Genomic DNA, 10,535 nt, shown 5'->3' on the forward strand with positions numbered 1-10,535 from the left:
CCGGACAGCACCCCGACCGGGGACCTGCGACCCGCGTCGTCTCCCGGTCTACCCCTGGGTCGTCGAGTCCTCGTCGCGGTGGTCGGGATGCGCACCCGGCTCGACCGGCTCGAGCACGCCGAGGATCTCGCCGACACGGCACACGAGCAGCCGCTCCTCGTCGACCTCGACCCACGCCCCCGCCGAGGCCGGGAAGACCACGTGGTCCCCCGGGCTCACCGGCATCGCGACACCTGCCTGCGCCCACCAGTCCAACCCTGGCCCGACGGCGAGCACGATCCCGTGCTGCGGTGGCGGCTCGTTCGTCCCGGGCGGCACGAGGAGCCCGGACTGCCGCATGCGATCGGGCTCGAGCTCCTTGATCACGATGCGGTCGAAGAGGGGACGCAGCTGATGACGCACCCCTCCAGTGTAGGCGGGCGGTGCCCGTGGAGGCGCCCCTCAGTCGCGCGGGAGGTCGGCCCGTGCGACGAGGTAGCGGCTCGTCGCGCGAAAGGCCTGCGGGTCCTCGTTCTGCTCCGTCAGCAGCGCGATGGTCCTCTGCCGGACGTCCTGCCACGCGGCGGCGTGATCGGCCAACTCCGCACGCGCGGCGCGCCACATGGGGTGGTGCTCGGCCTGCTCGTCGAACCACGTGGCCGGGCTGGCGTCGGTGAAGGGCAGAAGCTCCTCGGTGACCGTGACGCTCGCCCCGTGACGCTCGAACGCCTCACGGAGGAAGGCGGGGTCCCCCCAGGCCACCGGCTCCGTCGTGGAGGCGCGCTCGTCGGCGGGCATGCGCTCGGTGAGGGCTCGGCGCACGATCTGACCGGCCCCGGCGATCGCCCCTTCGGGCACCCAGCTGGTGATGACGATGCGCCCGCCGGGCCGCGTGACGCGGACCGCCTCCGAGACGGCGGCCGTCGCGTCGGGCACGAAGATCACCCCGAAGACCGAGAGCGTCACGTCGAAGGTGTCGTCGGGCAGCGGGAGCGCTGCGCCGTCCCCGACCAGGAAGGTGCCGTCCGGGACCCGACCCCGCGCCACGTCGAGCAGGCGCGCCGCCGGATCGACCCCGGTGACCCGTGCGCCACGGTCCGCCGCGACCGCCGCCGCGTTGCCCGTCCCGCAGGCGATGTCGAGCACGTCGTCGCCCGACGCGACCGCGGCGATCTCCACCGCGCGCTCGGCGGCGGGAGCGAGGTCATCGGCGGTCATCTCGTAGGTGCCGTCTCCCCAGTCGGTCATGCCTCGGAGCATGACAGCCGGCCCGCCGCGCGACGCTCAGCGCATGGACAGCAGCACGACGCCGGCGATCGTCGCGAGCGCCCCGATCGCCTGCGGTCGCCGCAGCCGCTCGCCGTCCAGCCCCACCGCCAGACCGACGGTCACGACCGGGAAGAGCGACCCGAGGACGGACACGACGCTCAGGTCGCCCTCGCGGGTCGCGATCGCGTAGGCCATCGTCCCGGCGAAGAGCAGCAGTCCCGGGACGGCCAGCACCGGCATCCGGCGTGGGACCAGCTCCCGGAAGACCCCGAGGCGCACCACGAACGTGGCGAGGACCGCGACGAGGCTGACCCGGCTCAGCAGCACCGCCCACCCGGCGGCGTCCTCCGCGGCCGGGGCGATCGCCGCCAGGAACACGCCGAAGCACACCGCCGAGAGCGCCGCGAGCACGACCGCGGCCCGACGGTGGGAGTGCTTCTCGTCATGGAGATCGGCGCCGGGCCGTCGGGCGACGAGCACGACCCCCGTCAGCGCGAGGAGGATTCCCAGCCCCTTGAGCACGGTCATCGCCTCGCCGCCGGCGATGCCGATCGCGACGGGGACGGCGGCGCCCAGCGAGCCGATCGGCGTCACGATGCTCAGCGGCCCGACCGCGGCGGCGCGGTAGAACAACACGAGTCCGCCCGCGTTGCCGAACCCCGCCAGGAGGGCGAACCCGATCGCCTCCGCGTCCGGCAGGCCCTCCCCCTGGACCGCGACGACGACCCCGGCCAGCAGCAGGGAGCACGTCTGGCCGACGAGCAGGAGCAGGAACAGCGAGACGTCGCGGGCCAGGCGCGGCCCGGCGAAGTTCGAGACCCCGTAGGCCAGCGAGGCCAGCAGCGCGAGGCCGGCGGCCATGAGCTGTCAGCCGGCCGTCGTCGTCCGACGTGGCCGTGTGTCGCTCACCGGAGCCGGTCTGCGTCCAGGTTCTCGGGGAGCGGGACCTCCTGCGGCGCAGCGTGCTCGGTCGCCTCCCACGACGCGTAGGCCTGCCCGTCCCGTCCGGCGTGCTCGGCGCTCCCACCGAGCGCGAGGAGGACGACGCGTCCTGGGCCGCGGTTGACGAGCTGGCGCCGCAGCTCCGGGCCGACCCGGACGACGTCCCCCCGCGCGCACTCGTGCGTCTCGCCCTCGACGATCAGGTCGAGGGTCCCGTCGAGGACCACGTAGACCTCCTCCTGGCGCTCGTGGCGATGGATGCGCCCGCGCTCACCCACCTCGAGCGTCATGAGGTTGATGCCGAACGACGTCACGCCGAGATCGCGCCGCAGCGCCACGAACCGCTCGTGCGGCGGGTCGTCCAGGTCGACGTGGGCGCGGGAGAGACCGGGCTCGATGGACATCCCCGGACCCTACCCAGGCACCCCCGTCGCCACCCGGACCGTCGGTCAGCCCTTGCCGATGTCGACCATCTTCTCGACGTGCACGAGCTTGACCCTCGGCCTGCCGTGCGGCTCTCCCGTGGTCTTCTCGTGGGTGTTGATGCGCTCCCACGCGTCGTAGTCGATCCGGTCCGGGACCCGCTCGTCCAGCAGCGCGTGCAGTGCGGCGCCGTCGCCCGACGGGTCGGCCAGACGTCCGGCCTCCCGGTCCTCCAGCAGGACGCGGACGGTCTCCTGCGCGTCCTTCTTGTTCGTCCCGATGACGCCGCTGGGTCCGCGCTTGATCCATCCGGCCGTGTACACGCCCGGCAGCGGCTCGCCCGACTCGAGGTCCGTGACACGTCCCTCCACGTTCGGGATCACGCCACGGCGCTGGTCGAACGGCACCCCGGGCAGCTCGACGCCGAGGTACCCGATCGACCGCAGGACGAGCCCGCACTCGATGACCTCCTCGCGATCGGTGGGGCGCGCCGACACGGAGCCGTCGTCGTTCGTCACCAGCTCGTTGCGCACGATGCGCACGCCCTCGACCCTGTCGGTGCCGAGGATCTCGACCGGTGAGGTCAGGAACCGCAGGTGGATCCGGCGCTCCGCGCCGCTGGGCGTCCGTCCCGCGTACTCGGTGACGATCTCGACGTTGCGTCGCCGGGTCTTGTCCGCGCCCTCGGCGACGAAGGCGGCCGTCGCCTCGTCCAGAGCGACGTCCTGCGGGTCGACGACGACGTCCAGCCCCGCGATCTCGCCGAGCTCGAGCAGCTCGGGGTTGGTGTACGCGGCCTCGAGCGGCCCGCGGCGCGCGAGGATGAAGACGTCGCGGATCTCGCTGTTGGCGAGATCCTCCAGCGCGTGATCGGCGGTGTCGGTGGTGTGCAGCTCGGCGACCGGCATGCCGAGCATGCGGGCCACGTCCAGGGCGACGTTGCCGGCGCCGACGACGACCGCGCGCTCGACCTGCAGGTCGAGGTCGAGGTCGCGGAAGTCGGGGTGGCCGTTGTACCACCCGACGAAGTCCGCGGCTCCGACCGAGCCCTTGAGCTCCTCGCCCGGGATGCCGAGCTTGCGGTCGGTCGGGGCGCCCACGGAGTAGACGACCGCGTGGTGGTGGGCCAGCAGCTCCTCGTGGCTGATGTCGCGCCCGACGTGGACGTTGCCGTGGTAGTGGAACCCCGGCAGCGCGGCGGTCTTCTCGTAGACGCGCGTGACGGCCTTGATGTTGGGATGGTCGGGGGCGACACCGGCCCGCACCAGCCCCCACGGGGTCGGCAGCCGGTCGAACAGCTCGACCTCGACCGAGCCGTCCTTCGCCTTGAGCAGTTCGCCGGCGGCGTAGAACCCGGCCGGACCGGCGCCGACGATGGCGACGCGAAACGGCGTGCTCATGCGAGGGCCTCACTCGGAAGGGCGGTGGATCGGACGAGGACGACGGGGACCATGTGGCTGCTCCAGCGAAGAGACCGAACGGCGTGCACGAGCGCCGCAGGCTAGCGACCATGACGGTATCGACGACCGCAGGGTCACCGCGTCGGCGCGGGGGAACCCCCCGTTCGTGGGGTGGCCGCTCAGCGCGGACGCGTGAGCCTGCGCCGGAGCACCTTCCGCGACCCGCGGGGCTTCGCCGGACGCACCGTGACCACGAGGGCCCGCTTGGCCGCGTTGCGCACACGTCGTCGCAGCGACGCGGGCACGGTGATGCGCAGAAGGACGACCCGCTTGGTCGATCGGCTGGTGTACGTGCGGGTCGTGATCAGCTTGCGGTGCTCCCGCGAGCCCGACCGCGACCGGGTCGCGGCCGTGACGCGCACCCGGCCCGAGCACACGCCGTCGCTCGAGCGGCAGGCCAGCCGCAGCAGCAGCTGGGCGGGCCGGAGCTTCGACCATCGCCCTCGGGTCCCCGGCACGGCGGGGCCGGTGCGCGAGCGCAGCTCCGCCAGGTTGCCGGCGAGCGCCCCGTAGCTCGGCCGCGTGCTCCCGTCGGGTCTAATGAGCCCCGCGTCGAAGCTGTCGCCGAAGCCACCTCGCCAGTGGTAGACGTACATCCGCGTGATGCGAGGGCGGTCCGCGGCGATCGCGAACGCCCGGTCGATCGCGTCCCGCGCGCGGGACTCGTCGGTGCGCAGCGTCTCCCGTCCGCCGGAGCGCAACGTGACGATCCCGCCGGTCTCCTCGACCCACAGCGACCCCGGGACCGTGGCCAGGACCCGGTCGGTCCCAGTCGTCCTTCCGTAGGTGACGTCGCCGTAGTTGTGCAGTCCCCACAGCCGGGGGGCGGTGTCGGACGCGGCCAGGAACCGCCGCAGCCACGTGACGTAGCCGCCGGAGTCCAGCACGTCGCCCGCCACGACCGTGCACTTCCGGCAAAGCTCGCGCAGGTCCTCGTAGTACCCCGCGACCCTCTCGGGCAGGTTCACCACGGGCTGGGCGCGGTGGTTGGCCTCGTTCCACGTCGTGTACGTGGTGACCTGGGGGAAGCGGGCGAGGAACGCAGCGACCGCGTCGCGGTACTCCGAGCGGCTCGGCGCGCGGCACGAGGTGGTCCGGCAGTCCTCCCCGCGACGGTGCTGGAACGCGACGTGCGGCGTGAAGCCCTGGGCGGCCACGGCGTCGAGCCACGCCTGCACCCGTTCCGGTTCGGAGCGGGCGGCGTCCCACGGCACGATCAGGCGGGCGTGGCGCAGGCCGAGCGCGCGCAGTCGTGGGTCGGGCCAGGAGTCGGTCTGCTGATCGGACATCCCGACGACGAGGGCGCGGGCCGGCGCCGTCGGCGCGCAGAGCACGAGCATCGCGCCCAGCAGCATCGCGAGCAGGCCTGATGTGGTGCAGCGTCGAGGGACCGCGCTCACGGACCCTGGTCGCCCGGCGTACCCGATTCCCGGACGCCGTCGGAGGGCGGCCCCTCGAAATCGGGAGCATCGCTCTCCTGCGAGAGGGTCGGCCCCGACGTGCCCACCGCGGAACCCTCGGCCCCTCGCCGGCGGTCGCCGGTGCGCGACGGTCGCGGGTCCCCGCCACCCCCGCCCCGGCGCGCGTCGATCACGTCGCGATCGGGCGGCTCCGTCGACGCCGTCCAGGCGGGCGGCTCGGCGGTCGGCCTGCGCGACGGGCGACGGGTCGGGCTCGCGGCCTCGGCGCCGTCGGCCGCGGTGCGCTGTCGCCGTGTCCCGCGAGGGCCGGGGCCGGACGGCTCCGACCCCGCGTGGGCGGCGTCGCGGCCGCCCTGACGGCGACCGGCTCGCGGAGTCGCCCCGTCCTCCCGCGGTGAGCGGCCCGTGCCGCGTGTCGCGTCCCGAGCGGCCTCCCGGGCACCGGTGTCCGGGCCGGTTCGGGTGGCGGTCGATGGATCGCCGGGGGTCGCGCGACGCTCGGCGACGCGACGCGCATCAGCACCGGTGGCGGCGCCGGCTCGCGCTCCTGGGGTGGTCGCGGGCACGCTCGCCCGGGTCGTCGTCCCCCCGGGTGCCGTGGCGACGCCGACCGTCGCCGCGCGGGCGGTGCTCTGCGTGGTCGTCTGCGCCCGCTCGTGCGTGCGGTGGACCTCGTGCACGGCCACGGGGGCCGCTCCGGCGGTGAGGGCGGCGAAGCCGGCCAGGACCTTGACGCTGCCGGCGAACCCGCCCGCGGAGATCGTGGTGGTGGCGCCGGCGCCGGCGGTCCCCGCCCCCGCGCCGCCGAGCAGTCCGGCGATCCAGCCCCACGCCCCGAGCCCCGCGCCCGGCAGCAGGGAGAGGTGCTCGCGGCGGGTGTCCTGCGACTGGTTCCAGGTCCGGCAGGCGCTGCAGCCGCGCAGGTGGCCGCGGGCCTTGCGCGTCGGGCGGCGGCGGTGGTCGGAGGCCGACAGCTCACGACGGATCTCCGCGCAGGCCTCGTCGCGGCCCGCCCGGTCGTCCTGCAGCGCGGTGCGAGCTTCGAAGACGGCCTGGCGGGCTCCCCCGGTCGTGATGCCCAGGATCTGCGCCACCGACGCGTAGTCGAGGTCCGCCAGCTCCCGCAGCAGCAGCGCCTGACGGGCTCGCACGGGCAGGTCGCGGATGCCCTCGAGGACGGCAGTGAGCTCCTCCCGTACCTCGAGCGCCGCGGCCGGCGCGGGGGCCGCGAGCGTCGCGACCGCCTCACCCAGTTCGGCCGTGGGCCGGCGCCGCCGGATCAGGGAGATCGACTCGTTGTGCGCGATGCGGAACAGCCAGGCGCGGACAGCGAGGTCCTGCTCGCGTCCGCGCAGGGCGACCCAGGCCTTCGTCACCGCGTTCTGGGTCGCGTCGCGCGCGTCCTCGTCGTTGCGGAGGATCGAACGGCAGTAGAGCTCGAGCCGCACCTGGTAGCGGGAGACCAGGACGCCGAACGCCTCCTCGTCGCCACGCGAGGCGCGGCGCGCGAGGGCGTCATCGCCGGTGGCACGGAGGAGGCGGACGGGCGACATCGGCGGCCTAGCCGTAGGACCCGCCGGAGATCGGCTCCTGGGAGCCGTCGGTGGTCTCGTCGCTCTGCGGGTCCCGCTCGGACTCGTCGCAGTCCCGGTCCCGCCCGTGACGACCACCCCGGCCGCGCGCGGGTCGACTCGCTCCGTCGACCTCCGAAGCGTCGCTGGTCGGGTAGTCGGCGCCGTCGGAGGTGCTCTGGCGCGTGGGCTGCAGGGCCGCGACGGCGGCCTGGGTCGCGCGCACCTGGGTGAGCGCATCCTGGAGCCCGCTCGTCCCGTCGGCGGTCAGCTCGTCATCGGTCAGCGCGTCGCCGATGTCCTCGATCTCGCCCTTCACGGTCCTCGCGATGCTCCGCAGGACACGGCGGTAGGCCCGCTGGTCCTCGGTGTCGAGCGCGGCGATCGCGGAGACGAGGTCGTCACGGCCGTCGAGCACCGCGTCCAGCGTCGTGAGCGAGGCGGCGGTGAGGTCGGCCCCGGCGCCGTCGAGCAGTCCGATGGCCCCGTCCGCGATGCGTCCCTCGGCGCGGCTCACCGCGAGCGCCGACGGCGCGCCGGTCCTCGTGTCGGGAGCCACGCGCCGCTTCGCGGACTTCAGGGCGGAGGCATGGTGCTTGCGCACCGAGGTGAGGGCGCTCACCGCGCGCGAGGTCTCGCCGTCGTCAGCGCGCTCCTGCGCACGATCCAGCGCCCGCTCGGCGCTTCTCAGCTTCGAGGTGATGCGGCTCGGGACGTTCTCGCCGTCGCGGTCTCGACCGCCGTCCCGTGCCAGTGCGGTCGTGGGCACGGCGGCGACGACCGCGGTGACCAGCGTGGCGACACCGATCCTGGTGGTGATGGACATCTCGCTCCTTGAGGTGATGGGGTGCGGCGCCCGGACGAGCGGTTTGCTCCGTCCGGGGCTGTGCAGGAAGGACGCGAGCGAGGCGTCGGGCGTCAGGACGTTGGCACCCGAAGCGGCGCAGACAGCCCGCAACTGGACGAATGTCCGAGCGCCAGACCGTCGGTTACCTTCGGACTTCTCCGGGCATACGGCGTTCTTAGGTACATGCACGTCCAACTCGCACGCCGACGCCGTGACTGGCCTCCCGAGCCTCGCCCCTCGCGCTCGCGCGGGTGCACCTCGTCCGGCGTGTCCGTCGCCGACCGGCTGGTGGGTGAGCTGCTCACCGCGCAGCGCACCTTCCGCATCGACGTCTGCGAGCGGCCGCTGGAGGACACCGCTCGTGAGGTGCTGGCGAGCGCCCTGGACCGCGACGTGCCCGCGGCGGCGTGCCTCGCGCTCCTGGAGCGGCTGCGGCCCACGGCCGCCCTCGGCGCGTTCACGCTGAGCGATCTCGACGTGCGCCTGTGGTTCCTGGACTGGCGCCTGCACGAGACGGACCCTGCCGCCCGATGATGCGAGGCTCCTGAGCGGAGGCTGAGGGTTCCCTGAGGATCGCGCTCAGCCCCGCAGCGCCGCCTCCAACGCCCGCCCGGCGGCGAGCACGCGGCCGTCCGCGCCGGCCGCGGCCACCAGCTGCACGGAGGCGGGCAGCCCGTCCTCGGCGGGCCCGCACGGCAGGGCCAGCACGGGCGCGCCGATCGCGTTGAACGGATAGGTCAACGAGAGCGTCCGGGCCCGGATCGGCCGCTCGCCGCCCGCGGCCGGCGGCGCGACCATCGGCATCGTCGGGGTCAGGAGCAGATCGACGTCCTCGAGGATCCCGGCCAGCAGCTCCCGATAGGCGTCCCGCACCCCGGCCGCCGCCGTGACCTCGGCGTCGGCCACCGTGAGCGCGCGCTCGATCTGCGCCGCCACGTTGTCGCTGTAGCGGTCGCGGTGGGCGAGCAGGAGGTCCGCGTGCACCTCCGCCGCCTCGCGGTTGAACACGGGGTAGGTGCCGTCGGGGAACGGGAGGTCGAGCCGCACGACGCTGCCGAAGTGGGCCGCGGCTTCCTCGACGCGGGCCCGGACGAGCGGGTCCGCCACAGCGGTCCACGCCAGCCCGACCCGCAGGTCCGCCAGATCCACCGCCGGATCCGGGGCGAAGCCGGGGACCAGCGCGGCGAGCATCCGCTCGCAGCCGGCCACGTCACGCGCCATCGGGCCGGCGTGGTCGAAGCTCGGGGCGAGCGGGAAGCAGCCACCGAGGGGCACGAGGCCGTGGGTCGGCTTGAACCCGACGGTGCCGCAGCACGCCGACGGGATCCGGATCGACCCGCCCGAGTCGGTCCCGAGGCCTGCGTCCGCCAGTCCGGCCGCGAGTGCCGCGGCGCAGCCGCCGCTGGACCCCCCGGCGATCCGGTCGGCCGCCAGGGGGTTGGGCACGTGGCCGTAGTGGTCGTTCTGCGACGTGATGCCCCAGGCGAACTCGTGCAGGTTGGCCTTGCCGACGCTCACGTACCCGGCGGCCTCGAGCCGGAGCACGGCGGGCGCGGTGGCCGTCGGCACGTGCTCGGCGAACACCGCCGAGCCGTAGGTCGTGCGCACCCCGGCGGTGTCGAACAGGTCCTTCACCGCGAGGCGGTGCCCGGTCGCGATCGGCCGCTCGGGTGCCGTGGGCGTGATGAACACGTTGCGCACGATCACGACCGTAGTGGTCAGCGTCCGCGTCGCGCGAGAGACTAGGCGCATGGTCTCCACCTACACCGTGCTGCTGGCACTGCACCTGCTGTGCGCCGTCCTGTGGGTCGGCGGGTCCGGAACGCTCCACGTCCTGGGCCGAATCGCGCAGAACTCGGGTGATCGGCAGCGGATGCTGCAGTTCTCGAAGGACGCGGAGTACATCGGTCCGCGGCTCTACGCACCCCTGTCCCTGGGTCTGCTGATCTTCGGCATCCTGCTGGTCAACGAGGTCGGCTACGACCACTCCGACCTGTGGATCACGCTGGCCTACGTCGGCTGGCTGAGCTCCTTCGTGATCGGCATCGCGTTCTACCCGCGAGCGGCGCGCCGTCGCGACGCGATCCTCGAGCAGGACGGGCTGGAGTCCGACAAGTTCCTGGAGAACTACGTGCAGACCGCCACGATCAGCATGGTCGAGCTGACCATCCTGCTGCTGGTCGTGGTGGACATGGCGATCAAGCCCGGCTGAGCCTGGCCGCCCAGGGTCCACGGTCGCCGATGCCCGCTGACCGCCGCGAGCTCGCGGCCATCTTCGTCGGCGGGTTCCTCGGTGCGGTGGCGCGTGCCGAGGTCAGCGAGGCGCTCCCGCACGACCCGGGGGCGTGGCCGTGGGCGACGTTCCTCGTCAACGTGGCCGGGGCGTTCCTGCTGGGCTACGCCGTCACCCGGCTGCAGGAGCGACTCCCGCAGTCGGCCTACCGCCGGCCCTTCATCGGCACCGGGGTCTGCGGAGGCCTGACGACGTTCTCGGCCATGCAGATCGAGGCGCTCACGCTGCTGGACGCGGGCCACGTCGGCCTGGCCGCGACGTACCTGCTCGCCACGGTGTGTGTCGGCTGTGCCGCCGTGCTGCTCGCCTCGAACCTGGTGCGGCGCGCCC

General features: G+C 74.0%; 12 protein-coding genes. 3 read left to right on the top strand and 9 right to left on the bottom strand.

From position 1 onward, the window contains the following. Nucleotides 1-48 precede the first annotated feature (48 nt). From ABYE80_RS11045 to ABYE80_RS11080, 8 genes are all read right to left on the bottom strand, one after another. Nucleotides 49-402, bottom strand: a complete 354-nt coding sequence (locus tag ABYE80_RS11045; protein WP_372790330.1) for a co-chaperone GroES — start codon at nt 400-402, stop codon at nt 49-51. Nucleotides 403-441: 39 nt separating this feature from the next. After that, nucleotides 442-1,227 (bottom strand): class I SAM-dependent methyltransferase, encoded by a 786-nt coding sequence (locus tag ABYE80_RS11050; protein WP_372790331.1) that lies wholly within the window; start codon nt 1,225-1,227, stop codon nt 442-444. Between the two features lie 36 nt (nt 1,228-1,263). Continuing rightward, entirely contained in the window at nt 1,264-2,109 is an 846-nt protein-coding gene (locus ABYE80_RS11055) for an EamA family transporter (protein WP_372790332.1), read from the bottom strand. Nucleotides 2,110-2,153: 44 nt separating this feature from the next. Next, the gene (locus ABYE80_RS11060; protein WP_372790333.1) at nt 2,154-2,594 is read right to left on the bottom strand and encodes a cupin domain-containing protein; all 441 of its coding nucleotides are present in this window, start codon (nt 2,592-2,594) and stop codon (nt 2,154-2,156) included. A 45-nt stretch (nt 2,595-2,639) separates the two neighbouring features. Further along, nucleotides 2,640-4,013, bottom strand: coding sequence for an FAD-dependent oxidoreductase (locus ABYE80_RS11065; protein ID WP_372790334.1), 1,374 nt, complete (start codon nt 4,011-4,013; stop codon nt 2,640-2,642). 179 nt (nt 4,014-4,192) lie between these two features. Then, on the bottom strand, nt 4,193-5,473 hold the full coding sequence (locus ABYE80_RS11070; protein ID WP_372790335.1) for a hypothetical protein: 1,281 nt from the start codon (nt 5,471-5,473) through the stop codon (nt 4,193-4,195). Beyond that, nucleotides 5,470-7,047: a sigma-70 family RNA polymerase sigma factor gene (locus tag ABYE80_RS11075; protein WP_372790336.1), complete on the bottom strand. Its 1,578-nt coding sequence runs from the start codon at nt 7,045-7,047 to the stop codon at nt 5,470-5,472. Before ABYE80_RS11075 ends, ABYE80_RS11070 begins: the two co-directional genes overlap by 4 nt. A 7-nt stretch (nt 7,048-7,054) precedes the next feature. Next, complete coding sequence (locus tag ABYE80_RS11080) at nt 7,055-7,891, bottom strand: hypothetical protein (RefSeq protein ID WP_372790337.1); 837 nt, start codon at nt 7,889-7,891, stop codon at nt 7,055-7,057. A 288-nt stretch (nt 7,892-8,179) separates the two neighbouring features. Between ABYE80_RS11080 and ABYE80_RS11085 the strand changes: the two genes are divergently transcribed. Then, nucleotides 8,180-8,446 carry a hypothetical protein gene (locus tag ABYE80_RS11085; protein ID WP_372790338.1) on the top strand — a complete coding sequence of 89 codons (267 nt, stop codon included), beginning with the start codon at nt 8,180-8,182 and terminating at the stop codon, nt 8,444-8,446. A gap of 45 nt (nt 8,447-8,491) precedes the next feature. On the opposite strand, the gene ABYE80_RS11090 is transcribed toward ABYE80_RS11085, so the two are convergent. Further along, a complete protein-coding gene (locus ABYE80_RS11090) occupies nt 8,492-9,664 on the bottom strand; it encodes an amidase (protein ID WP_372790339.1) in 1,173 nt (390 codons plus the stop codon). Here ABYE80_RS11090 and ABYE80_RS11095 point away from each other — a divergent pair. Both ABYE80_RS11095 and crcB read left to right on the top strand, forming a co-directional pair. Beyond that, nucleotides 9,663-10,124 (top strand): DUF2269 family protein, encoded by a 462-nt coding sequence (locus tag ABYE80_RS11095; RefSeq protein WP_372790340.1) that lies wholly within the window; start codon nt 9,663-9,665, stop codon nt 10,122-10,124. The two genes, ABYE80_RS11090 and ABYE80_RS11095, sit on opposite strands and share 2 nt — an antisense overlap. A 29-nt stretch (nt 10,125-10,153) precedes the next feature. Then, nucleotides 10,154-10,535, top strand: a 382-nt coding sequence (gene crcB / locus ABYE80_RS11100) for a fluoride efflux transporter CrcB (RefSeq protein ID WP_372790341.1), incomplete at its 3' end; no start/stop codon positions are given.

Origin of the sequence: Paraconexibacter sp. (assembly GCF_041602235.1) — a bacterium.
Taxonomy (GTDB): Bacteria; Actinomycetota; Thermoleophilia; order Solirubrobacterales; family Solirubrobacteraceae; genus Paraconexibacter.

Bases quoted from the DNA above. Each gene is read 5' to 3' on its own strand.
- ABYE80_RS11050 (WP_372790331.1), bottom strand. From the start codon at position 1,227: ATGACCGACTGGGGAGACGGCACCTACGAGATGACCGCCGATGACCTC.
- ABYE80_RS11055 (WP_372790332.1), bottom strand. From the start codon at position 2,109: ATGGCCGCCGGCCTCGCGCTGCTGGCCTCGCTGGCCTACGGGGTCTCG.
- ABYE80_RS11060 (WP_372790333.1), bottom strand. From the start codon at position 2,594: ATGTCCATCGAGCCCGGTCTCTCCCGCGCCCACGTCGACCTGGACGAC.
- ABYE80_RS11065 (WP_372790334.1), bottom strand. From the start codon at position 4,013: ATGAGCACGCCGTTTCGCGTCGCCATCGTCGGCGCCGGTCCGGCCGGG.
- ABYE80_RS11075 (WP_372790336.1), bottom strand. From the start codon at position 7,047: ATGTCGCCCGTCCGCCTCCTCCGTGCCACCGGCGATGACGCCCTCGCG.
- ABYE80_RS11080 (WP_372790337.1), bottom strand. From the start codon at position 7,891: ATGTCCATCACCACCAGGATCGGTGTCGCCACGCTGGTCACCGCGGTC.
- ABYE80_RS11095 (WP_372790340.1), top strand. From the start codon at position 9,663: ATGGTCTCCACCTACACCGTGCTGCTGGCACTGCACCTGCTGTGCGCC.
- ABYE80_RS11090 (WP_372790339.1), bottom strand. From the start codon at position 9,664: ATGCGCCTAGTCTCTCGCGCGACGCGGACGCTGACCACTACGGTCGTG.